The sequence below is a fragment of the Actinoplanes flavus genome (genome assembly GCF_017592555.1).
GTDB classification, from domain to species: Bacteria; Actinomycetota; Actinomycetes; order Mycobacteriales; family Micromonosporaceae; genus Actinoplanes; species Actinoplanes flavus.
The window spans coordinates 537,310-559,993 of record NZ_JAGFNS010000001.1 but is presented as its reverse complement, the minus strand read 5'-3'; the positions used below and the strand labels follow the sequence as shown (position 1 = coordinate 559,993).

Here is a 22,684-nt window from a genome sequence, read left to right as displayed (position 1 = left end):
CCTCGTCGATTCGTCTGAATTGGGGAAGGGGCGGGGCTCGGGTGGCCGCCGAACGACGAAGTCTACCCCCGATAGCATGGTTGGGTGACTCCCGCCAACCTTGCTGACACCGTTCTCTCAGCCGCTCGTGCCGTTTTCGAGACGCGTGGACTCGACGTCGGCGCGCTGCCCGCCACGACGACGGTGGAGCGTCCGCGTAACCCCGAGCACGGCGATTACGCCTCGACGCTCGCCCTCCAACTGGGCAAGAAGGTCGGGGTCGCCCCGCGTGAGCTGGCCACGGCGCTGGCCGAGGAGCTGGGCCGCCGGGACGGCGTCAAATCGGTGGAGATCGCGGGTCCCGGCTTTCTGAACATCCGGCTCGACGCCGCCGCGGCCGGCGTGCTGGCCCGCGACATCGTGCTCGCCGGTTCAGCCTACGGGCGGACCGAGCGGCTCGCCGGGGAGCGGGTCAACCTGGAGTTCGTGTCGGCCAACCCGACCGGCCCGGTGCACATCGGCGGGGTTCGCTGGGCCGCCGTGGGCGACGCCCTCTCCCGGGTGCTGCGCACCGCCGGCGCCGACGTCGGCACGGAGTACTACTTCAACGACGCCGGCTCGCAGATCGACCGGTTCGCCCGCTCGCTGCTGGCCGCCGCCAAGGGTGAGGCGGCGCCGGAGGACGGCTACGGCGGCGCCTACATCGCGGAGATCGCGGCCGACGTGGTCAAGGCCGAGCCGGAGGTGCTGTCCCAGGACCCGGAGGCCGCGCAGGAGACCTTCCGGCGGGTCGGCGTCGATCTGATGTTCGCCGAGATCAAGAAGTCGCTGACCGAGTTCGGCGTGCACTTCGACACCTACTTCAACGAGAAGGACCTGCACGACCGCGGCGAGCTCCAGGAGGCCCTGGACCGGCTGCGCGAGCAGGGGCACATCTTCGAGTCCGACGGCGCGACCTGGCTGCGCACCACCGACTTCGGTGACGACAAGGACCGGGTGCTGCGCAAGTCCGACGGCGACTGGACGTACTTCGCCGCCGACTGCGCCTACTACCTGGACAAGCGCAAGCGCGGCTTCGAGCGGGTCGTGATCATGCTGGGCGCCGACCACCACGGCTACATCGGCCGGATGAAGGCGATGGCCGCGTGCTTCGGCGACGACCCGGCGAAGAACCTGGAGATCCTGATCGGCCAGATGGTCAACCTGGTCCGCGAGGGCGAGCCGGTGCGGATGAGCAAGCGCGCCGGCACGGTGGTCACCCTGGAGGACTTCGTCGAGGCGCTGGGCGTCGACGCCACCCGGTACGCGCTGGCCCGCTACTCCTCGGACTCCCCGATCGACATCGACATCGACCTGTGGACCCGGGCCAGCCGGGAGAACCCGGTGTACTACGTGCAGTACGTCGCGGCCCGGACGGCCAGCGCCGCCCGGCAGGCGGAGGCGCTCGGCGTGACCCGCGGCGAGCCCGGGGATTTCCGCGCCGACCTCCTCGACAACGAGAAGGACAACGAGCTCCTCAAGACCCTCGGCGAGTACCCGGAGACCGTCGCCTTCGCCGCCGAGCACCGGGAGCCGCACCATGTCGCCCGGCTGCTGGAGAAGATCGCCGGCGCCTATCACCGCTTCTACGACGAGCCGGCCTGCCGGATCACGCCCAAGAACGCCGACGACCCGGTCACCGACGGGCACCGCGCCCGGCTGTGGCTCAACGACGCCACTCGTACGGTGATCGCCAACGGGTTGGCCCTCCTCGGGGTCTCCGCCCCGGAGAGGATGTAGAGCATGCGCGCACACGAGGCCGGGGCCCTGCACGGTGACCTCGGCAGCCGCGGGCCGGCCTGGCTGCGTACCCCGGAGGACGTGAACGCCCTCGTGCCGCAGCTGTGGCCGCGGACCGTGATCCGCGCCGGGGCCGGGTCCCTGGAGATCGGCGGCGTGAGCGTCCTCGATCTGGCCGCCGACTACGGCACCCCGGCGTACCTGCTGGACGAGGACGATCTGCGGGCCCGTTGCCGGGATTTCGCGGCCGCCTTCGCCGGGGCCGACGTCTATTACGCCGGCAAGTCGTTCATCTGCAAGGCGGTCGTCCGGATCATCGACGAGGAGGGGCTCTTCCTCGACGTCTGCTCCGGCGGCGAGCTGGCGGTGGCGCTGGCCGCCGGGTTCCCGCCCGAGCGGATCGGCTTCCACGGCAACAACAAGTCGGAGAGCGAGCTGCGCCGGGCCCTGGAGGCCGGGGTGGGCCGGATCATCGTCGACTCGTTCCATGAGATCGACCGCCTGACCGCCCTGGCCGGCGAGCTGAACAAGCGGCCCGCCGTGCTGATCCGGGTGACCGTCGGCGTCGAGGCGCACACCCACGAGTTCATCGCGACCGCGCACGAGGACCAGAAGTTCGGCTTCTCGCTGGCCGGCGGGGCGGCGTTCGCGGCCGCCGCGCAGATCCTCGACGAGGGCGCGCTCGACCTGCGTGGCCTGCACTCGCACATCGGCTCGCAGATCTTCGACACCAGTGGGTTCGAGGTGGCCGCCCGGCGGATCCTGGAGCTGCAGGCGCAGATCCGGGACGCGCGCGGCGTGGAGCTGCCGGAGCTGGATCTCGGCGGCGGGTTCGGTATCGCTTACACCACTCAGGACGATCCGTCCACCCCTGGAGACCTGGCGAAGCGGATCAACAAGATCGTCGAGTCCGAGTGCGAGCTGGCGTCGCTGCGCAAGCCGCACCTGTCGATCGAGCCGGGGCGGGCCGTCGTGGGGCCGTCGGTCTTCACGTTGTACGAGGTGGGGACGGTCAAGGACGTCGATGGCATCCGGACCTACGTGAGTGTCGACGGGGGCATGAGCGACAACATCCGGACCGCCCTTTACGACGCCTCCTATTCCGCCACGCTCGCCAATCGCAGCAGCGCCGCGACCCCTATGCTGGCCCGAGTGGTGGGAAAACATTGTGAGTCCGGGGACATCGTCGTGAAGGATGAATTCCTGCCCGCCGACGTGCAGCCCGGAGATCTTATCGCGGTCCCCGGGACCGGCGCCTACTGCCGGAGTATGGCCAGCAACTACAACCACGTTCCTCGGCCACCCGTGGTGGCGGTGCGCGACGGCGCGGCCCGCGTCATCGTGCGGCGGGAGACCGAGGACGACCTGCTTGCATTGGATGTTGGATGAGCCCCGCCAAATCGGTCCGCCTCGCCCTGCTGGGGTGCGGCATCGTCGGTTCCGAGGTCGTCCGTCTGCTGCACGAGCAGCAGGAGGACCTGACCGCCCGGATCGGCGCCCCTCTGGAAATCGCCGGCATCGCGGTGCGGCGCCCCGGCCGTGAGCGCGGCGACCTGCCGGTCGACCCGTCGCTGTTCACGACCGACGCCCTCGGCCTGATCAAGCGCGACGACGTGGACGTGGTCATCGAGGTCGTCGGCGGCATCGAGCCCGCCCGTACCTGGCTGGTCGAGGCGCTCCGGGCCGGCAAGAGCGTCATCACGGCGAACAAGGCGCTGCTCGCCGAGGACGGCGGCGCGCTGCACGACGCCGCCGCCGAGGGTGGCGCCGATCTCTACTACGAGGCGTCGGTGGCCGGGGCGATCCCGCTGCTGCGCCCGCTGCGCGAGTCGCTGCACGGCGACCGGGTGACCGCGGTCACCGGCATCGTGAACGGCACGACCAACTTCATCCTCTCCTCCATGGCCTCCACCGGCGCGGGCTTCAGCGAGGCCCTCGAGGAGGCCACCGAGCTGGGGTACGCGGAAGCCGACCCGACCGCGGACGTGGAGGGTTTCGACGCCGCCGCCAAGGCCGCCATCCTCGCCTCCCTGGCGTTCCACACCCGGGTCACCGCGGCCGACGTGTTCCGTGAGGGCATGACCGCGGTGACCGCCGGCGACATGGCCAGCGCCAAGGAGATGGGCTGCACCATCAAGCTGCTCTGCATCGCGCAGCGCGGCGCCGATTCGGTGAGTGTCCGCGTGCACCCGGCGATGATCCCGCTCAGCCACCCGCTGGCCGGCGTCGGCGACGCCTTCAACGCGGTGTTCGTCGAGACCGAGGCGGCCGGTCCGCTGATGTTCTACGGCCGTGGCGCCGGTGGCCGGCCGACCGCCAGCGCGGTGCTCGGCGACATCGTGGCGGCGGCCCGCAACCGGCTGACCGGCACCCGGGCGCCGAGCGAGAGCAACTACGCCAAGCTGCCGGTCCGCCCGATCGGCGAGTCGCTCACCCGCTACCACATCAGCCTGGACGTGGCCGAGAAGCCGGGCGTCCTGGCCAGCGTGGCCGGGGTGTTCGCCCAGCACGAGGTGTCCATCGCGACGGTCCGGCAGTCCGGCCGGGCGGACGACGCGAAGCTGGTGATCGTCACCCACAGCGCGCCGGACGCGGCTCTCGCCGCGACCGTGGACTCGCTGTCCCGGCTGGACATCGTCCGGTCGATCGCCAGTGTGCTGCGTGTCGAGGGAGGGGCCGGCTGATGCTGGACCACGTCGGGTTCCAGTGCGCCGACCTGTCGCGCAGCGCCGCCTTCTACGACGCGGTGCTGGCGCCGCTGGGCGGTCGCCGGCTGATGGACTTCAAGGTCGCGATCGGGTATGGCACGGATCACGCGGATTTCTGGATCAGCGAGTTCACCGAGGGCGAGGGTTTCCGCGAGAGCCACATCGCCTTCGCCGCGGCCGGCCGGAGCGCGGTCGACGCCTTCTTCCGGGCCGCGGTCGAGGCCGGGGCCGAGGTGCTGCACGAGCCGGGCCTGCACCCGGAGTACCACGAGCACTACTACGGCGCCTTCGTCCGCGACCCGGACGGGAACAACGTCGAGGCCGTCTGCCACCGTCCTGAATAATGGCCGTGAATTCCCGAAGATTGACACGCGAGTGAGGAGTACGGCCATGTGGCGGGGCTTGATCGAGGCGTACCGTGACCGGCTGCCGGTCACCGACGCCACCCCGGTGGTCTCGTTGCACGAGGGGAACACCCCGCTGGTGCCGGCGCCGGTGCTGTCCCAGCGCACGGGCGCCGACGTCTACCTCAAGGTGGAGGGCGCCAACCCGACCGGTTCGTTCAAGGACCGGGGCATGACGATGGCCGTGTCGAAGGCCGTCGAGGAGGGCGCCAAGGCGATCATCTGCGCCTCGACCGGCAACACCAGCGCCTCCGCGGCGGCGTACGCGGCCCGCGCCGGCATCACCTGTGCGGTGCTCGTGCCGCAGGGCAAGATCGCGCTGGGCAAGCTGGCCCAGGCGCTCGTGCACGGCGCCCGGCTGCTCCAGGTGGACGGCAACTTCGACGACTGCCTGGCGCTCGCCTCGAAGCTGTCCCAGGACTACCCGGTCGCGCTGGTCAACTCGGTGAACATCTTCCGGCTGCACGGCCAGAAGACGGCCGCCTTCGAGATCGTCGAGGCGCTCGGTGACGCGCCGGACATCCACTGCCTGCCGGTCGGCAACGCCGGCAACATCTCCGCCTACTGGATGGGCTACCAGGAGGACCGCGCGGCCGGAAACTCGACCCGGCTGCCGAAGATGTACGGCTTCCAGGCCTCCGGCGCCGCGCCGATCGTGAACGGCAAGGTGGTCGAGCACCCGTCGACCATCGCCACCGCGATCCGGATCGGCAACCCGGCCAGCTGGACCAAGGCCCTGGACGCGCGGGACGCCTCGGGCGGCCTGATCTCGGCGGTCACCGACCGGGACATCCTGAACGCGTACCGGCTGCTGGCCCGCGAGGTGGGCGTCTTCGTCGAACTGGGCAGCGCGGCCAGCGTGGCCGGTCTGCTCCAGCAGGCCGAGGCCGGCAAGATCCCGGCCGGATCCCGGGTGGTCTGCACGGTGACCGGGCACGGCCTGAAGGACCCGGAGTGGGCGATCTCCACCGCCCCGTCGCCGACCGTCATCGCGAACGACGCGCTGCTTGCGGCGAAGGCGCTGGACCTGGCCTAATCCTCGGGCGCCGGGGGCTGGACCGCGGCGGCCTCCCGGACCAGCAGGTCCATCGCTTGAGCGACGATCGTGAGCTCCTCGGCTGAGAGACGGCTGAGGAGCTCACGCTGTTTCGTGGCGCCCGCCGTGATGATGCCCTCGATGAGCTCGGTGCCCGCCCTGGTCAGCCCGATCCGGCGAACCCGCCGATCGTGCACGTCCTCCGTGCGCGTGACCAGCTCCTGCACGACCAGCCGGTCGATCATGCCGCTGAGCGCGGCCGCTCCCACGCCGACCATCCGGGCCAGCTCGCCGCCGGCCACCGTGCCGTGCCGGGCCAGCAGCAACATGATTTTCAGCTGCGACATGGTCAGGTGCGAGGAGAAGAGCGGATCCGACCGATCCCCGGCGAACAGGTGCTCCAGGCGGATCTGTGCGCCCATGATGTCTGCGATGAGCTGCTCTTTCTCGCCCACCGCATGCTCCTTTTGTGACGTGCTGATGGTCGGCACGGGTCCATCCGGTCTCGGACGGTACCAGTGGAACCCCGGCGAAAACCATTTGTTCGCGTCATGCAAACTATCAGTATCGACCGAACCTTTCTCGGGGGAGCGCCCATGTCAGCACTGACACGGCTCAGCCTTGCCAACCGAGGTCTCGTCGCCCTGATCGCGATCGTGATCAGTGGCTTCGGGCTTTACGCCATCCCGTCACTCAAGCAGCAGCTCTTCCCCTCGATCGAGCTGCCCGCCGCGTTCGTGAGCGCGGTGCTGCCCGGAGCCTCACCGGAAGCGGTCGAGGAACAGGTGACCAAACCGATCGAGGACGCGGTCAAGGGCATCGACGGCATCGACAGCGTGACCTCGACCTCGCGGGAGAACGTGTCCAGCGTGGTCGTGCTCTTCGAGTTCGGCACGGACATCGAGTCCGCCGTCAACCAGGTCACCACCTCGGTGAACCGGATCCAGCCGCAGCTGCCGGAGAACGTCGACCCGACCGTCTTCGCGGGCGGCACCGACGACATCCCGGCGATCGTGCTGGCCGCCTCGTCCGGCGACAAGGACGAGGCCGAGCTGCTCGCCGCGCTCAACGAGACCGTGGTGCCCGAGCTCAACGGGATCGAGGGCGTCCGCGACACCCAGGTCACCGGCGCCCGCGCGCTGGAAGTGGTGATCACTCCGGACATGGCGAAGATGGGCGCCGCCGGTGTCAGCCCCGCCTCGCTCACCACGGTTCTCCAGGCCAACGGCGTGTCCATCCCGGCCGGCACCGTGGTCGAGGGCGACAAGTCGCTGACCGTGCAGGTGGGCACCCCGATCACCACCGTCGACCAGCTCAAGGACGTCTACCTGACCGGCTCGCGCGGCCCGGTGCGCCTCGGTGACGTGGCCGCCGTGGAGAGCAAGCTGCCGCCCGCCGAGTCGTACACCCGGACCGACGGCGTGGACAGCCTCGGCATCGCGGTCACCGCGCGGCCGGACGGCAACCCGGTGGACATCTCGCACGAGGTCCGGGACATGCTGGCCGACCTGGAGAAGTCGTCCGGCGCGACGCTGACCGTCATCACCGACCAGGCGCCGTACGTGGAGCGCTCGATCGAGAGCCTCACCACCGAGGGCCTGCTCGGCCTGCTGATGGCGGTCGTGGTCATCCTGATCTTCCTGATGAGCGTCCGGTCCACCCTGGTGACCGCGGTGTCCATCCCGCTGTCCGTGCTGATCGCGCTGATCGCGCTCTGGGTCGGCGACTACACCCTCAACCTGCTCACCCTGGGCGCGCTGACCATCGCGATCGGCCGGGTGGTGGACGACTCGATCGTCGTTCTGGAGAACATCAAACGCCATCTCGAGTACGGCGAGGAGAAGGTCCACGCCATCCTCACGGCGGTTCGTGAGGTGGCCGGCGCGGTGGTCGCCTCGACCCTCACCACGGTCGCCGTGTTCGCGCCGATCGCCCTGGTGGGCGGCCTGGTCGGGCAGATCTTCTCGTCCTTCGCGATCACCGTGACGGTGGCCCTGCTGGCCTCCCTCGTGGTGTCGCTGACGATCGTGCCGGTGCTGGCGTACTGGTTCCTCAAGCCGCCGCCGGCCGGCGCCGACACCGAGGCGATCCGCAAGGCCGCCGAGGAGAAGGAGCTGCGCAGCCCGCTGCAGCGCGGCTACCTGCCGGTCATCCGGTTCGCCACCACCAAGCGCTGGACCACGGTGCTCATCGGCATCGCGGTGCTGATCGGCACGTTCGCCCTGAGCACCCGGCTGGAGACCAACTTCCTCGACGAGTCGGGGCAGGACAGCATCACGATCAGCCAGGAGATGCCGGCCGGCACCAGCCTGGCGGCCACCGACGCGGCGGCCAAGCAGGTCGAGGCGGTCCTCGCCGACCAGGACGGCGTCAAGACGTACCAGGTGACCGTCGGCGGCAGCTCCGCCAACCCGTTCGCCGGTGGCGGCGGCGCCGGCACGGCCACCTACAACGTGGCGCTGGAGGAGGACGCGGACGCCGCGGTGATCTCCGACGAGCTGGACGAGAAGTTCGGCGCGCTGTCCGGCGCCGGTGAGATCAAGATCGGCCAGGAGAGCTCCGGCCTCGGCAGCAGCCAGCTGTCCGTCTCGGTGACCGCCCCCGACAACGAGGTCCTGACCGCGGCCACCGAGCAGGTCCGTACGGCGATGGCCGGGGTGGCCGGGGTCTCCGACGTCGACACCTCGCTCGCCGAGAGCGTGCCGCGTCTCGACGTGGTGGTGGACCGCAAGGCCGCCGCGCAGGCGGGCCTCACCGAGGCGCAGATCGCTCAGAACGTGGCGGCGCTGTTCCAGTCCGCCCCGGCCGGCCAGATCAACGTCGACGGCACCACCCAGGACGTGGTGATCTCGTTCGGCACGGCGCCCGCCGACCCGGCCGCACTGCGCGCCGTTCCGCTCACCACCCCGCGCGGCGTGATCCCGCTGGACCAGGTGGCCGACGTCAAGCAGGTGGACGGCGCGGTCGAGATCAACCGGGCGGACGGCAGCCGTACCGTCACCGTGACCGGCGTGGTCACCGGCGACAACCTCACCCAGATCAACCAGGATCTGACCGCCGCTCTGGAGAAGCTCGACCTGCCGGCCGGCGCCGAGTGGGCCATCGGTGGCGTCAGCGCCGACCAGGAGGAGGCGTTCGCACAGCTCGGCCTGGCCGTGCTCGCCGCCATCGCGATCGTCTTCGTGATCATGGTGGCCACCTTCCGGAGCCTGATCCAGCCGGTGATCCTGCTGGTGTCCATCCCGTTCGCGGCGACCGGCGCGATCATCCTGCTGCTGGTCACCGGAACCGCGCTCGGCGTGCCGGCCCTGATCGGTGTGCTCATGCTGGTCGGCATCGTGGTGACCAACGCCATCGTGCTGATGGACCTGATCAACCACTACCGGGCCGCCGGGTACGGCGTGCGGGAGGCGGTGATCGAGGGTGGCCGGCACCGGCTGCGCCCGATCCTGATGACCGCGATCGCCACCATCTTCGCGCTCATCCCGATGGCGCTGGGTCTCACCGGCGAGGGCGGCTTCATCTCCCAGCCGCTGGCCATCGTGGTGATCGGCGGCCTGGTCAGCTCGACCCTGCTGACCCTGATCCTGGTGCCGACCCTCTACACCATGGTGGAGAACCGGAAGGAGAAGAGCCGGGCCAAGCGGCAGGCGAAGCGGCTGATCAAGGGACAGGCCGCCGGTGAGCCGAAGCACGCCGCCGACAAGCCCGTCGACGACCTGGTGTCGGCCGGTGTGACGCCGGACTCCAGCGGCGGTGCCCACGAGGCCCCGGAGGCGGGCGGGAAGTCCGCGCTGCGCGGCCTGACCGACCAGTTCGAGGTCCTGAAAATGCCCCGGAAGCCGGTGAACCCGGCCGAGTAGGCATGATCCGAACCGATGCCCGGCCCACTGCGGCCGGGCATCGGCGTATCTACACTTCGGTACGTGCCAGCAGACTTCTCGGTCCTTACCCGTAACCGTGACTTCCGCCGGTTGTTCGCCGCTGAGCTGGTGGTCTTCGGGGCGGACTGGTTCGTCATGGTGCCGCTGCTCGTGCTGCTGCCGGAGCTGACCGGCGGTGGCCTGCTGGGCGCTCTGGTGCTGGCCGTGGACACCGGCATCCTCGCGCTGCTGCTGCCCTTCACCGGCACGGTCGCCGACCGGGTGGACCGCCGCCGGATCCTGATCCTCGCCAACGCCGCGGCCTTCCTGTCGGTGCTGCTGCTGTTCGCGGTGCGCTCCGCGGCGACCGCCCCGCTGGCCCTGGTGGCGGTCGGGGCCATCGCGGTGTCGAAGGCGTTCTACTCGCCGGCCGCGTCGGCCGCCCTGCCGAACCTGGTGGACCCCGCCGACCTGCCGGCCGCGAACACGATCGCGGGCTCCGCCTGGGGCACCATGACGGTCGTGGGCGCGTCCCTCGGTGGCGTGGTGAGCAGCGTCTTCAGCCCGTACGCCTGCTTTGCCGTGACCGCCGTCTGCCTGCTCACCGGAAGCGTGCTGACCGCCCTGATCCGGCGTCCGATGCAGGCGCCGCGCAGCGGCGACGGCGAGCCGGCCCGGGCCCTGACCGCCCTGCTCGAGTCGCTGCGTCACATCGCCCACCGTCCCCGCCTGCGGGCTCTCGTCACGGTGAAGTCGGCGGTCGGCCTCGGCAACGGGGTGCTGACCGTGTTCCCGTTGATCGCGGCGGCACACGGGGTCGGAGCGCTGGGCACCGGCCTGCTGTTCGCGCTGCGCGGGCTGGGCGCCCTGATCGGCCCGCTGGTGATGCGCCCGGTGCTGACCCGCCCGTCCTGGCTGCTGCCCGGTCTGGCCCTGTCCATGGGCCTGTACGGCGTCGGCTACCTGGGTGTCGCCGTCGCGCCGTGGTTTCCGCTCACGCTGTTCCTGGTCTTCGTGGCGCATTTCGCCGGCGGCAGCAACTGGGTGCTGTCCAACTTCGCGCTCCAGGGCGAGGTGCCCGACGAGCTGCGCGGCCGGGTCTTCGCCACCGACATGATGCTGGCGACGGTCGCCATCGCGGTGAGCCAGCTGGCCGCGGGCGCCGTCATCGACCGCGCCGACCCGGAGTGGATCATCGCGGGGTGCGCTTCGATCACCCTCGTCTACGCGATCGGGTGGCGGCTGGCCACCCGGCGGCTGCGCCCGTCCACCGAGCCGATATTCGGGACCACCGGGACCGGGGAGCCACCCCCGAAATGATCAACCCCTAGCATGTGGCGATGGGTTTGTCCTTCGTCACCGAACCGGTCTCCGTCAGCACGCCGGCGACCAGCGCGAACCTCGGCCCCGGCTTCGACGCCCTGGGCCTGGCGCTGACGCTGTACGACGATCTGACCGCCCGGGTCACCGGCGACTCCTACATGGTGACGGTGCACGGCGAGGGCGCGGGCGAGCTGCCGACCGGCCCCGAGCACCTGGTGGTGCGGGCCATGCTGGCGACCTTCGACGAGGCCGGCGAGCGACCGCCGGGCGTCGCCGTCGAGTGCGTCAACCGGATCCCGCAGGCCCGTGGCATGGGCAGTTCCTCGGCGGCCATCGTGGGCGGCGTGCAGCTGGCCCGCGGCCTGATCAAAGGCGGTCTCGAGCTGATCGACGACGCGGCCGCGCTGCGGATCGCGGCCCGTCTCGAGGGCCACCCGGACAACGTGGCGCCCTGCCTGCTCGGCGGCTTCACCGTCGCCTGGACCGAGCCGGACGGCGCCCGGGCCGTCTCGCTGACCCCGGCCGCCGGCGTGCGGCCCACCGTTTTCATCCCCTCCGAGTTGGGGTATACGGCGTCCGCGCGTGCCGCTCTGCCGCCGGAGGTCCCGCACCAGGACGCGTCGTTCAACGCGGGCCGGGCCGCCCTGCTCACGCACGCGCTCACCACGGATCCGTCCCTGCTGTTCCCGGCCACCGCGGACCGGCTGCACCAGGACTACCGCGCCGCGGGGATGCCGGCGACGGCGTCCCTGGTGGCGGCCCTCCGCGCGGTCGGGGTGGCCGCCGTGGTCAGCGGAGCCGGCCCGACCGTGCTCGCGTTGACGCAGGTCCCGGCCGATTTCGCGCCGGGCGCGCACTGGCACGGCGAAGTGCTGGGCGTGGATGACGCCGGTGCTCGTGTGAAAGGGGGTATGGTGGAACACGCCGAGCGGGGTCCTGTTGCCGCAGGTCGCACGAGTTGACTACGCTCAAGACCTAGCACAGCCGCGAAGCAAGCGATCTCTGCGGTTCGGCGCACCCCCGAGGTTTCTGGCCTACGGCCTTTCTCAACTCTCATCAAGGCAAACGCCGGGCAGCATCCATAGATCGCTGCACTCGCCGAGACCTACCCGTCAAGCCCTGACGGGCAGGGATACCGGTCGAGCTGCCGTGCTGCACCAACTCCCGCGCCGCTGTTGCGAAGCGGGTTCCGAGGGCACCCGGCCCAGGCTGCAGTTCCGGGTGGACTCGGGCTTTTTCCGACGGAAGGAATCCATTGAGCGACACCACCGACGTGACGTCGGGTGTTTCTGACGTCGCTGACGGCGCCGGCACCACCGCGACCGCTACGAAGCGCCGCCGGGGCGGCACCGGGCTGTCCGCGATGCTGCTGCCCGAGTTGCAGAGCCTCGCCGCCTCCCTCGGCATCTCCGGCACCGCCCGGATGCGCAAGGGCGAGCTGATCGCCGCGATCACCGAGCGCCAGAGCGGCGGGACGCCCGCCGCCGAGCCGGCCCCGCGCCCGCGCACCAACAGCGCCGAGGCTGTCGCCGCCCCCGCGCAGCCGGCCCCGGCCCAGGCCGCCCCGGTCGAGACGCCCAAGACCGCAGCCGCACCCGCTGAGTCGGCTCCGGCCGAGCGCCCCGCCCGGAGCCGCCGTGAGCGGGCTTCCCGGGAGCCCCGGGAAACCGCCCCGCGCGAGCCGGAGGCGGCTGCCGTGGAGGCCGCTCCGGCTTCGGCCGAGGCCCCCGCGCCCGCGGTCGAGACCACCGAGCGTCCCGAGCGCGGCGACCGGCCGGAGCGCGGTGAGCGCAACCGGGACCGGCAGCGCAACCAGCGTGACGGCCAGCGTGACAACCAGCAGCGCGAGGACCGCAACGACCGCGGTCAGCGTGCCGAGGGTCGTGGTGACCAGGGTCACGACGACGACGACAACGACGGCGAGGGTGGCCGCCGGAGCCGGCGCAGCCGCTTCCGGGACCGCCGCCGCGGCCGGGACCGTGACGGCGACCAGCGTGACGACCGTGGCCAGCGGGAGGGCCGGGAGCCGCACGTGTCCGAGGACGAGGTGCTCGTCCCGGTGGCCGGCATCCTGGACGTGCTGGACAACTACGCGTTCGTCCGCACCACCGGTTACCTCTCCGGGCCGAACGACGTCTACGTCTCGATGTCGCAGGTCAAGAAGTACGGTCTGCGCCGCGGCGACGCGGTCACCGGTGCGGTTCGCTCCGCCCCGCGTGAGGGTGGCAACGACGGGCAGCGGCGGGACAAGTACAACCCGCTGGTCCGGCTCGACACCATCAACGGGATGGAGCCGGACGAGGCCCGTCGCCGTCCCGAGTTCTACAAGCTCACCCCGCTCTACCCGCAGGAGCGCCTGCGGCTGGAGACCGAGCCGCACATCCTCACCACGCGCATCATCGACCTGGTGATGCCGATCGGCAAGGGCCAGCGCGCGCTCATCGTCTCCCCGCCGAAGGCCGGTAAGACGATGGTCCTGCAGGCGCTGGCCAACGCGATCACCCGCAACAACCCCGAGTGCCACCTGATGGTCGTGCTCGTGGACGAGCGGCCCGAAGAGGTCACCGACATGCAGCGCACGGTGAAGGGCGAGGTCATCGCGGCCACGTTCGACCGTCCGCCGCAGGACCACACCACGGTCGCCGAGCTCGCCATCGAGCGGGCCAAGCGGCTGGTCGAGCTGGGCCACGACGTGGTCGTGCTGCTCGACTCGGTGACCCGGCTCGGCCGGTCGTACAACCTGGCCGCTCCGGCTTCCGGCCGGATCATGTCGGGTGGTATCGACTCGACCGCGCTCTACCCGCCGAAGCGGTTCCTCGGCGCGGCGCGCAACATCGAGAACGGCGGCTCGCTGACCATTCTCGCCACCGCGCTGGTGGAGACCGGGTCGATGATGGACACGGTCATCTTCGAGGAGTTCAAGGGCACCGGTAACGCCGAGCTCAAGCTGGACCGGAAGATCGCCGACAAGCGGGTCTTCCCGGCCGTGGACGTCTCCGCCTCCAGCACCCGTAAGGAAGAGATCCTGCTGGGCAAGGAGGAGCTGGCGATCATTCACAAGCTCCGCAAGGTGCTCAGTTCGCTGGAGTCCGGCGCGGCTCTGGACCTCCTGATGGACCGGCTCAAGCAGACCCGGACCAACATCGAGTTCCTGATGCAGATCGCCAAGTCGACGCCTGGCGAGTAATGATGCTTGTTCGCGACCTACCGTGACTGCGAGTTAGCGCAAGTCGGATGCTTCGGTCTCCACCGTCGCGAACCAGCATCACCGGACAAATGTGACGCGGCCCACCCATTCGGGTGGGCCGCTTCGCTTTTGTCGCACATCTTGTCTGATTCGCCCGCTACGGGGTCGTGCGAACCTCCGGTATCCCCATCCCTCGACCATCCGGAGGCGCTCGATGATCGTGCCCGGTTACCGGGACCAGCCGGCGGAACCCTGGGATCCGGGTTCACCCGTCGATCCCGGGGAGGCCGAAGACTTCCTCCGGCGCTGCTACACCGAGAACCCCCGCCTCGGACCGGTCGAGCCGCGACTCGCCATCGTCCGCGCGCAGATCGCCGCGACCGGGACCTACGTGCACACCACGGACGAGCTGACCCACGGCGCGAAGATGGCCTGGCGCAACGCCAGCCGGTGCATCGGACGGCTCTACTGGCGCAGCCTCCTGGTGCTGGACCGCCGCCGCGCCCGTACCGCCGACGAGATCTACTCGCTGCTGGTGCAGCACCTCCAGGCCGCCGGGAACGGGCAGATCCGGCCGGTGATCAGCGTCTTCGCCGCGGCCCAGCCCGGCCAGCCGCACGCCCGGGTCTGGAACGAGCAGCTCATCCGCTACGCCGGGTACCGGACCGAGGCCGGCGGCACGGTCGGCGACCCACGGCTGATCGAGTTCACCGCGGCCGTCCGCGGTTACGGCTGGCAGGGCAAGGGCGAGGCGTTCGACGTGCTGCCGCTGGTCATCGAGACGCCCGGCGACGGGGTACGCCTCTACGAGCTGCCCGAACGCGCCATCCGGGAGGTGCCGCTCAGCCACCCCGACCTGCCGTGGTTCGCCGAGCTGGGGCTGCGCTGGCACGCCGTACCGGCGATCTCCAACATGCGGCTCACGGTCGGCGGCGTGCACTATCCGCTCGCCCCGTTCAACGGCTGGTACATGGGCTCGGAGATCGGCGCCCGCAACCTCGCCGACGCCGACCGCTACAACCTGGTGCCGCTGGTCGCCGCGCGGATGGGGCTGGACACCAGCCGGGAGTCCACGCTGTGGCGGGACCGGGCGCTGGTCGAGCTGAACCGGGCCGTCCTGCACAGCTTCGAGCGCGCCGGCGTCAAGATGAGCGACCACCACACCGAGTCGCAGCGCTTCCTCACCCACCTGCGCAACGAGGAGAAGGCCGGGCGCCGCGTCCCGGCCGACTGGAGCTGGATCGTCCCGCCCATCTCCGGCGGCATCACTCCGGTCTTCCACCGCTACTACGACGAGTTCGACGAGCGCCCGGCCTTCTACCTGGACTCCGAAGCCGCCGACCTGGCCCGGCACGGCACCCGCTGCCCCTACCGGGGATGAGTGTCAGGCGAACTCGTTGACCGGGAAGTCGTCGCGGTGACGCCAGGAGGCGGGCGTACGGACGTGGCCGGGCCGGACCCACTTCAGGACTTTGTGATCGAATTCGGACGCCGGGATGCGGCCGGTGGCACGCACCACGAAGCCCTCCGAGTCGTCCTCGGTGCGCTGGGCGGCCCAGGCGGCACGGGCCTCGGAGAGGCTGCCGCCCCGGTAGAGGACCGGGACGACGGGCAGCTCCAGGCGGCGGGCCCAGTCGACGGTGTCGTCCCAGCCGAGCAGCGTGTTCGTCTCGTCCCAGATCCCGAAGACCAGGAAGACACCGGGCAGATCGGTGTAGGCGACGCTGCGGCGGGCCCACATGGACTCGCCGCAGACACGCCAGTCGTCGGGTATCCGGTACGCCGTCATGGCCCACAGCGCCTTCGCCGGACGGTCCCACGGGTGGGTGCCGGAGTCGAGCGAGCGGGCGAACATGGTGTCCCGGGTGAAGGTGAGGTTGCCGCCGTCCATCTTCTCGGTCACCACGAGCTCGCCATCCAACCAGGACAGATCATGCTGAATCCGGTCGTCGGCGGTCGCTCCCGGTGAGTCGGGCAGATGGAACGTCCGCGGGTACTTCACCCTAGAAATCTCCCTCCGCCACCTGGAACACGGTCAGGCCGAGCTGCCGCCACATACGTACCACCTGTTGACGGTCGTCGAACACTCCGACGATCCGCCAGCGCTCGCTGACCTCACGGTCGAAGATCTCCCGCTTGACGATCGAGTCCTTGCGGCTGTCGCCCTCGGCGCGCATGAACAACGCCTCGTACGGCACCCCGACGTACAGGTCCAGCCAGGCCTCGGTCTCCGGTCGGCACACCGCGTCCCGCCCGGAGCAGAAGACGACCGCGTGCCCGGCGGCGTGCATCGCCCGGACCGCGGCGATCACCGCCGGGTTGGGCTCGTCCTCGCCGACCCGGCGCCAGTCGTACGGGCTGCGGCCGTTCATCAGCGCCACCGTCCCGTCGATGTCGACCAGCACCGCCTCGGGCAGCTCCGGATCGGGCCGGTAGACCACACCCGGCCCGCCCCGCTCGACGAACGGGACCGGCAGCGGCAGGTTCTTCCCGGCCAGATAGCGGCTGTGCAGGCGACGGATCGCGTCCTCGCCGACCCGGTCACCCTCGGGGCGCTCGGCGTCGCGCCGGACGCACTCGTCGACCGGCACGTCGGTGAAGTCGTGCACCTCGAACGACGCGTCGAACCGGGCCGCCATCTCGGCCCACTCGCGGACCGTCTTGGCGCGCAGGTTCGTGTCGTCGACGATCACGCTGGCCCGGGCCCGCAGCAGGGCCTCCACGGCGGCCCGCTGGGCGTGCGTGACCTGGCCCTCGGCCACCTGCGTGTAGAGCCGGCCGCCGTGCAACATGCGCCGTAGGTCGTCGCGGTTCACCCGGACCACGCCGGGCTGGAGCTTGTGCGCGAACGTCGTCTTGCCGGAGGCCGGCAGGCCGCGCGTGATCAGCAGTCGTGTCATTCCCGTCACTCCTCAACCGGCCGGCCGGACCCGCTGCCACAGGCCGGGACGGTAATCCTTGCCGTCCAGCCGGAGGAACAGCTCGGCGCGGTGCTCACTGCGCACCGCCTCGATCGCGAACTCCCGGCGGCTCCAGCCCTCCGCCAGGCCCGCGACGATCGTCGCGTAGGCGGCCTCGACCGCCGCCGCCCGCGCGTCGGCCTCCGCGGTGAGCTCCGCCACGACGCCCCGCGCCCACACGTGGAACTCGTCCGGCAGCGGCTCGAGCATGGCGTCCAGGTCGCCGCCGGTGACCACCAGCTCCCACACGCTGCGCGGGGTGAGCCCGGTGACCAGGCGGTGCAGCCGGACGTAGTCCGCGTACTTGATCTTCACCCGCTGGTCGGCGTCGGTGAAGTGGACGACCAGGCCCTCCCGGCCGTCGCGCGGCGGAGCGGCCAGCGCCTCGGTCAGTGTCGCGTAACCGAACGTCTCGACCACCGGGCCCGGCCAGTCCGGCACCGCCTCCGGGCCGAAGCTGCGGCCGGTGGCGATGTCGACCGCCCCGAGAAGCACCAGGTCGTCCAGGCCCCGGTAGTCCACGACGATGCGGTTCCCCGGGTAGATGATCTCGACGAGCACGGTCAAACCCGCCGGGGGTACGAAGGACGCGTACCGCGTACGCAGAAGGTCCGTGGCGTGCAGTGCCTGATCCGACGCGAAGGACCCCCGCGTGGCGACGGCGTAGCCGGAGCCGTCGTGATAGATCACACCGAGGCTGCCGTCGGCCTTGTCCGTCACCGTGACCCGGGCGCCCGGGTCGAGCGCCGGAGCCTGTGCCTGGTCGTGGTTGAAGAACTTCGGGAACGGCCGGGCCGCGATCCGGCCGTCGGCGTCCACCACCAGGCCACGGCAGGCCAGCGTGATCGGCGTCCAGGCGCCGCTGTACTGGCAGGCCTCGGTGTAGTTGTAGATCACGAACGGCAGGCTGGGGTGACGCTGTGTCCGGACCAGTCCGTTTCCGATCGCTTCAGCCAGTTCGAGCGGATCGAGGACGTCGTGGAGCAGCGTCATGGGGTGCCTGCCAAGGGGGTGGAATGAACGGAGGGACGCTCACGTTAACCAGCGTGAATCCGGTTGCGCCTCCTGATTTCCGGCCGGTACGGGAGGCATGGCAGACTGGTACATCGGCCAGTAGGGGTTCCGGTTCACGCCTTTTTCACAGACAGTGGGGCGACCCGGCGACCCGATCATCGAGAGGGACCGAGAAGACATGAAGAGCGGCATCCACCCCGAGTACTCGACCACCGAGGTCGTCTGCTCCTGCGGCAGCACCTTCACCACCCGCAGCACCGCCAAGGGCGGCGAGATCCGCGTCGAGACCTGCAGCGCCTGCCACCCGTTCTACACCGGCAAGCAGCGCGTCCTCGACACCGCGGGCCGGGTCGCGAAGTTCCAGGCGAAGTACGCCAAGGTCACGGCCGCGAAGAAGAAGTAACCGCTTCAACGGCGCCCGTCCCGGTTTCCGGGGCGGGCGCCGTTCGCGTGTGGTCCGCTTCTTCTGACGACTTGGAGAGATTCGATGAGCAACGACCGTTTGAGCACGCTTCTCGCCGAGTACGCGGACCTGGAGCGGCGGATGGAGGACCCCTCGATCCACGCCGACCAGGCGCTGGTTCGGCGGATCGGCCGCCGGTTCGCCGAGCTGGCCCCGCTGAACGCCGCGCACCAGGAGCTGGAGGCCGCGCGCGCCGACCTGGCCGCCGCGAAGGAGCTGGCCGCCGAGGACCCGGCGTTCTCCTCCGAGGTCGAGGCGGTCGCCGCCACGCTGCCCGCGCTGGAGGAGAAGCTCGGCGAGATGCTGATCCCGCGCGACCCGAGCGACGCCAAGGACGTGATCATCGAGATCAAGGCGGGCGAGGGCGGCCAGGAGTCGGCGCTGTTCGCCGGCGATCTGCTGCGCATGTACACCCGGTACGCGGAACGCCGCGGCTGGGTGGTCGAGGTGATCGACTCACAGGAGTCGGACCTCGGCGGCGTGAAGGACATCTCGGTCGCGGTGAAGACCCGGGGCGTGCCGGAGGGCGGCCACGGGGTCTGGTCCCGGATGAAGTGGGAGGGCGGCGTGCACCGGGTGCAGCGGGTCCCGGTCACCGAGTCGCAGGGCCGCATCCACACCTCGGCGGCCGGCGTGCTGGTGCTGCCCGAGGCCGAGGAGGTCGACATCGACATCCAGGCCGGTGACCTGCGGATCGACGTCTACCGGTCGTCCGGCCCGGGTGGGCAGTCGGTCAACACCACCGACTCCGCCGTCCGGATCACCCACCTGCCCACCGGCACCGTGGTGAGCTGCCAGAACGAGAAGAGCCAGCTCCAGAACAAGGAGTCGGCGATGCGCATCCTGCGGTCCCGGCTGCTGGCCCAGGCCCAGGAGGCGGCCGACGCCGCGGCCGGTGACGCCCGCAAGGCCCAGGTCCGTACGGTCGACCGCTCCGAGCGGGTGCGCACCTACAACTTCCCGCAGAACCGGATCACCGACCACCGGATCGGCTACACGGCGTACAACCTGGACCTGGTCCTCGGCGGTGAGCTGGACGGCGTGCTGGACGCGCTGGCCGCCTCCGACCGGGCGGCCCGCCTGGCCGGGGACCCGGACCTCAGCCGACGGCAGTGAACGTGAGGTCGTCCCCGTCGCGGCAGCCGATGTAGCGGCCGTCGCCGTCACAGAAGCCGTCCTGGCTGATCGGGATGACGCCGAGCACCACGGACCGGCCGGTGCTCAGGTCGAGCCGGCGCAGCACGGCCCGGTTGTAGTCCGGCGGCAGCGTCCGGGAGAGCAGCATGCTGCCGTCCCGGCGGTTGTGGTGGATCACGGTTCCGCGGCCGCCGGAGCCGAGCACCCGGCCGTCCACCGCGCGCAGGATCGTCTGCTGGGCGTTGTCCGCGCCGTCGCTGACCAGCATGCGGTCGCCGGGCAGGACGCCCACGTTCACCTGGCCGGGCCGGCGCCAGCGCTCGGTGCCGGTGGCCGGGTCGAGGGCGATGATGTCGGTGCCGGCGACGAGGCAGAGCACCGGGCCGCAGTCCTGCACGTACGGGTTCTCGTCGCTCTCCCGCTCCCAGAGCCGCTCCAGGGTGCCCACCCGGTACGCGGTGACCCTGGCGTGATGCTCCGCCAGGTTCTCGGCGACCAGGACCAGACCGGTCGCCGTGAAGAGCGAGCTGCCCCGGTTGGTGGACGGCCGCATCGGCGTCCACGGCAGGCGGCGGTTCACCACGGTGGCGCCGTCGGCATAGCGCAGCACGGTGGTCCCGCCGTCCGGCGCGATCAGCACCACGTGCGCCGGGTCCGTCCCGTCGGCCTGGAGCATCGCGGTCTGCGCGTCCTCCAGGCGGCGTTCCCAGGCGAGGTCGCCGTCGCGGGCCCGGACCACCCGCACCGCGGCCAGGCCGTCGCGGTCGTACTCGTACAGCAGGACCGTGCCGTTGGTGTCGGCCCACTCCTGGAAGCCGGGGTGCTTCCACAGCGGCGTGCCGGTCGCCGGGTCGAGGGCCGTGACCGTGCCGCCGTAGATCTCCACACCCCGGCTGCCGTCCTCGTACTCCACCTCGACGGTCTGCTCGTTCCCGGGGATGAGCAGCACCTCCTCGCTCTGCCCGCCGCTCAGCCAGGTCACGTCGCCGCCGGTCACCCGGACCCAGCGGACCGCGCCGGTCGCCAGGTCGTACGCCGTGAGCTCGGCGCCGCCCGGGCGGGCGCGGTGCACGAAGGCGAGATCGCCGCGGATCGCCATGGTGTCCGTCTGGCCGAACGGAACCGACCACAGCCGGCGGAACCCGGCCGGGCCGGGCGGCAGCGAGGCGCTCAGCAGCACGGCGCAGAGCAGGGTGAGGCCGATCAGCACGAGACGGCGGACCGTGCCCCGCTGGAACTCGGGCGCCGGCTCCGGTTCCGGCGACTCGGCCGGAACCCTGCTGACGTCGCCCAGCTCGATCACGGTCACGTCGGCTTCCGGCTCGCCGCGGCGGCCGCCAGCGCGGCGCTCAGCCCACGGCCGTGCGCGCCGATCTCGGACCAGCCCGAGGCCAGCCCGATCGGTGTGCCCGGGACCAGCGCCTGCCAGTTCTCCGCGGTCGCGGCCGCGCCGATCCGGCGGGACACCTCGGCCGCCTGGTGCGGGCCGGCGCCCGGCAGGACCAGCACGAACTCGTCACCGGCGAAGCGGGCCACGAAGTCGCCGCGGCGCATCACCCGGTGCAGCACCCCGGCGATCCGCTGGAGGACCAGGTCGCCGCAGTGCCGCCCGTGCCGCATGTTGACCGAGGTGAACCCGACCACGTCGCAGACACCGACGGCGGCCCGTTCGCCGCGGGACAGCAGGGTGTCGACGTACCGCTCCAGCTGGCGGCGGTTGGGCAGCCCGGTGAGCGGGTCGGTGAGGGTCTCGTCGCCGTACCGGCCGGGGTCGCGGTGGGTCTCCTGGGCGTCCAGGCGGGCGGCGACACCGTCCAGATAGCCGTCGCGGAGCTGGTCGATGCGCAGGGCGGCGAGGCGGAACGCGTACCGGTCGGCGGCGTGCGCGGCGGCGTGGTCGCCGGCGCTGGCGTGACAGATGCTGCGCAACCGGGCCGGCTCGGGCGCGCCCAGCACCTCGGCCGAGACCGGCACCGCCTGGAGCATCGACAGCGCCCGCTCCGGCCGGCCGCCCGCGATGGTCAGGCAGACCGCGCCGAGATGCCGCAGGTCCCGGGTCCGGACGCTGTCGCCGCCACCGGTCAGCCAGCGGGCGGCGTCGGCCCCGGTCGGCTCGCCCAGGGCGGCGCGGCGGGCCAGCGCGTAGCCGTAGACCGCCCGGCTGCCCGGGCGCAGCTGGTCGGTGGCGACGTAGCGGGACAGCTCGGCGTCGATGTCGCGCAGCACCCGCAGGCACCCGTCGGTGTCGCCCTGGTGGTCCAGCGCCACGGCGTTGCGCAGCCGGATGCCGGGCGCCGCGAACACCTCGGAGGCCAGGCCGGCCGCCGCGCCGACCTCCCGGGCCTGCTCGATGGCGATCAGCGCCTGCCCGTGGAAGCCCAGGTACGAGTACGCCATGGCGAGGTCGTGCCAGCCCCAGGCGGTCTCCGAGTCGCGTTCCGGGACGGCGGCCAGCGCCCGCGACGCCTGCACCAGGTGGGTGACGCCGCGGTCCAGGTTGCTCTGCAGGTGGGCGCCGAGGGCCGCGAAGGCGTGCATCTGGCCGCGCAGATAGGGGTCGGGCACCTCGCGGACCGCCTCGGCGGCGGCGGCCATCGCGACCGCCAGCTCGGCCACCCGGCCCAGGTTGATCAGCGCGCCGAAACGCTGGACCCGTGCGTACGCCCGGGTGGTCGGGTCGGAGGCGGAGGCGAGGACCGCGTCGAGGATCGGCAGCGCCTGCGCGGACTGCCCGTTCTGTTGCAGGTGTCCTGCGCGGCGCAGGTCCTCGACGTGTTCCGCGAGCTGGTCCAACCAACTCACCAGGCGCCTCCCACGGCCTCGGCGGGTCG

General features: G+C 71.3%; 18 protein-coding genes. 12 read left to right on the top strand and 6 right to left on the bottom strand.

Translation table 11 applies throughout. The annotated features are described in order from the left end of the window. Window positions 1–84: 84 nt before the first annotated feature. Genes argS through thrC form a run of 5 tightly spaced genes read left to right on the top strand, consistent with a single transcriptional unit; the run spans window position 85 to window position 5,906 of the window. The gene (gene argS, locus J5X75_RS02550; protein ID WP_208465542.1) at window positions 85–1,758 is read left to right on the top strand and encodes an arginine--tRNA ligase; all 1,674 of its coding nucleotides are present in this window, start codon (window positions 85–87) and stop codon (window positions 1,756–1,758) included. A gap of 3 nt (window positions 1,759–1,761) precedes the next feature. Then, window positions 1,762–3,147, top strand: a complete 1,386-nt coding sequence (lysA, locus tag J5X75_RS02545; protein WP_208465541.1) for a diaminopimelate decarboxylase — start codon at window positions 1,762–1,764, stop codon at window positions 3,145–3,147. Then, window positions 3,144–4,442 (top strand): homoserine dehydrogenase, encoded by a 1,299-nt coding sequence (locus tag J5X75_RS02540; protein ID WP_208465540.1) that lies wholly within the window; start codon window positions 3,144–3,146, stop codon window positions 4,440–4,442. Before lysA ends, J5X75_RS02540 begins: the two co-directional genes overlap by 4 nt. After that, complete coding sequence (locus J5X75_RS02535) at window positions 4,442–4,810, top strand: VOC family protein (protein ID WP_208465539.1); 369 nt, start codon at window positions 4,442–4,444, stop codon at window positions 4,808–4,810. The genes J5X75_RS02540 and J5X75_RS02535 overlap by 1 nt, the downstream gene beginning before the upstream one ends. A 46-nt stretch (window positions 4,811–4,856) precedes the next feature. After that, window positions 4,857–5,906 carry a threonine synthase gene (gene thrC, locus J5X75_RS02530; RefSeq protein ID WP_208465538.1) on the top strand — a complete coding sequence of 350 codons (1,050 nt, stop codon included), beginning with the start codon at window positions 4,857–4,859 and terminating at the stop codon, window positions 5,904–5,906. On the opposite strand, the gene J5X75_RS02525 is transcribed toward thrC, so the two are convergent. Next, window positions 5,903–6,361, bottom strand: a complete 459-nt coding sequence (locus J5X75_RS02525; protein WP_307797893.1) for a MarR family winged helix-turn-helix transcriptional regulator — start codon at window positions 6,359–6,361, stop codon at window positions 5,903–5,905. The two genes, thrC and J5X75_RS02525, sit on opposite strands and share 4 nt — an antisense overlap. Window positions 6,362–6,502: 141 nt before the next feature. On the opposite strand from J5X75_RS02525, the gene J5X75_RS02520 reads away from it, so the two are divergent. The 5 genes from J5X75_RS02520 to J5X75_RS02500 all read left to right on the top strand — a co-directional run bounded on the left by J5X75_RS02520 (window position 6,503) and on the right by J5X75_RS02500 (window position 15,660). Further along, window positions 6,503–9,769 (top strand): efflux RND transporter permease subunit, encoded by a 3,267-nt coding sequence (locus J5X75_RS02520; protein ID WP_208465537.1) that lies wholly within the window; start codon window positions 6,503–6,505, stop codon window positions 9,767–9,769. Window positions 9,770–9,832: 63 nt separating this feature from the next. Continuing rightward, window positions 9,833–11,089 carry an MFS transporter gene (locus J5X75_RS02515; RefSeq protein ID WP_208465535.1) on the top strand — a complete coding sequence of 419 codons (1,257 nt, stop codon included), beginning with the start codon at window positions 9,833–9,835 and terminating at the stop codon, window positions 11,087–11,089. A 20-nt stretch (window positions 11,090–11,109) separates the two neighbouring features. Next, window positions 11,110–12,054 carry a homoserine kinase gene (gene thrB / locus J5X75_RS02510; protein WP_208465533.1) on the top strand — a complete coding sequence of 315 codons (945 nt, stop codon included), beginning with the start codon at window positions 11,110–11,112 and terminating at the stop codon, window positions 12,052–12,054. Between the two features lie 293 nt (window positions 12,055–12,347). Then, complete coding sequence (gene rho / locus J5X75_RS02505; RefSeq protein ID WP_208465532.1) at window positions 12,348–14,279, top strand: transcription termination factor Rho; 1,932 nt, start codon at window positions 12,348–12,350, stop codon at window positions 14,277–14,279. Between the two features lie 214 nt (window positions 14,280–14,493). Continuing rightward, on the top strand, window positions 14,494–15,660 hold the full coding sequence (locus tag J5X75_RS02500; protein WP_208465531.1) for a nitric oxide synthase oxygenase: 1,167 nt from the start codon (window positions 14,494–14,496) through the stop codon (window positions 15,658–15,660). Between the two features lie 3 nt (window positions 15,661–15,663). Here J5X75_RS02500 and J5X75_RS02495 read toward each other — a convergent pair whose 3' ends face one another. The 3 genes from J5X75_RS02495 to J5X75_RS02485 are packed head-to-tail and all read right to left on the bottom strand — an operon-like array spanning window position 15,664 to window position 18,232. Beyond that, a complete protein-coding gene (locus tag J5X75_RS02495; RefSeq protein ID WP_208465530.1) occupies window positions 15,664–16,281 on the bottom strand; it encodes an RNA ligase family protein in 618 nt (205 codons plus the stop codon). 1 nt (window position 16,282) lies between these two features. Further along, window positions 16,283–17,179, bottom strand: coding sequence for a phosphatase domain-containing protein (locus J5X75_RS02490; protein WP_208465529.1), 897 nt, complete (start codon window positions 17,177–17,179; stop codon window positions 16,283–16,285). Between the two features lie 12 nt (window positions 17,180–17,191). Continuing rightward, on the bottom strand, window positions 17,192–18,232 hold the full coding sequence (locus J5X75_RS02485; RefSeq protein ID WP_208465528.1) for an RNA ligase: 1,041 nt from the start codon (window positions 18,230–18,232) through the stop codon (window positions 17,192–17,194). A gap of 199 nt (window positions 18,233–18,431) precedes the next feature. Between J5X75_RS02485 and rpmE the strand changes: the two genes are divergently transcribed. Further along, entirely contained in the window at window positions 18,432–18,656 is a 225-nt protein-coding gene (gene rpmE, locus J5X75_RS02480; RefSeq protein ID WP_183217236.1) for a 50S ribosomal protein L31, read from the top strand. An 84-nt stretch (window positions 18,657–18,740) separates the two neighbouring features. Further along, window positions 18,741–19,832, top strand: coding sequence for a peptide chain release factor 1 (gene prfA / locus J5X75_RS02475; RefSeq protein WP_208465527.1), 1,092 nt, complete (start codon window positions 18,741–18,743; stop codon window positions 19,830–19,832). Here the strand turns inward: prfA and J5X75_RS02470 are convergent. Both J5X75_RS02470 and J5X75_RS02465 read right to left on the bottom strand, forming a co-directional pair. After that, the gene (locus J5X75_RS02470) at window positions 19,816–21,162 is read right to left on the bottom strand and encodes an outer membrane protein assembly factor BamB family protein (protein WP_208465526.1); all 1,347 of its coding nucleotides are present in this window, start codon (window positions 21,160–21,162) and stop codon (window positions 19,816–19,818) included. The two genes, prfA and J5X75_RS02470, sit on opposite strands and share 17 nt — an antisense overlap. Continuing rightward, window positions 21,159–22,655, bottom strand: coding sequence for a GGDEF domain-containing protein (locus J5X75_RS02465; RefSeq protein ID WP_208465525.1), 1,497 nt, complete (start codon window positions 22,653–22,655; stop codon window positions 21,159–21,161). The genes J5X75_RS02470 and J5X75_RS02465 overlap by 4 nt, the downstream gene beginning before the upstream one ends. Between the last annotated feature and the right edge of the window lie 29 nt (window positions 22,656–22,684).

Bases quoted from the DNA above. Each gene is read 5' to 3' on its own strand.
- lysA (WP_208465541.1), top strand. From the start codon at position 1,762: ATGCGCGCACACGAGGCCGGGGCCCTGCACGGTGACCTCGGCAGCCGC.
- J5X75_RS02520 (WP_208465537.1), top strand. From the start codon at position 6,503: ATGTCAGCACTGACACGGCTCAGCCTTGCCAACCGAGGTCTCGTCGCC.
- rpmE (WP_183217236.1), top strand. From the start codon at position 18,432: ATGAAGAGCGGCATCCACCCCGAGTACTCGACCACCGAGGTCGTCTGC.
- J5X75_RS02500 (WP_208465531.1), top strand. From the start codon at position 14,494: ATGATCGTGCCCGGTTACCGGGACCAGCCGGCGGAACCCTGGGATCCG.
- J5X75_RS02485 (WP_208465528.1), bottom strand. From the start codon at position 18,232: ATGACGCTGCTCCACGACGTCCTCGATCCGCTCGAACTGGCTGAAGCG.
- prfA (WP_208465527.1), top strand. From the start codon at position 18,741: ATGAGCAACGACCGTTTGAGCACGCTTCTCGCCGAGTACGCGGACCTG.
- J5X75_RS02490 (WP_208465529.1), bottom strand. From the start codon at position 17,179: ATGACACGACTGCTGATCACGCGCGGCCTGCCGGCCTCCGGCAAGACG.
- thrC (WP_208465538.1), top strand. From the start codon at position 4,857: ATGTGGCGGGGCTTGATCGAGGCGTACCGTGACCGGCTGCCGGTCACC.
- J5X75_RS02535 (WP_208465539.1), top strand. From the start codon at position 4,442: ATGCTGGACCACGTCGGGTTCCAGTGCGCCGACCTGTCGCGCAGCGCC.
- thrB (WP_208465533.1), top strand. From the start codon at position 11,110: ATGGGTTTGTCCTTCGTCACCGAACCGGTCTCCGTCAGCACGCCGGCG.
- J5X75_RS02540 (WP_208465540.1), top strand. From the start codon at position 3,144: ATGAGCCCCGCCAAATCGGTCCGCCTCGCCCTGCTGGGGTGCGGCATC.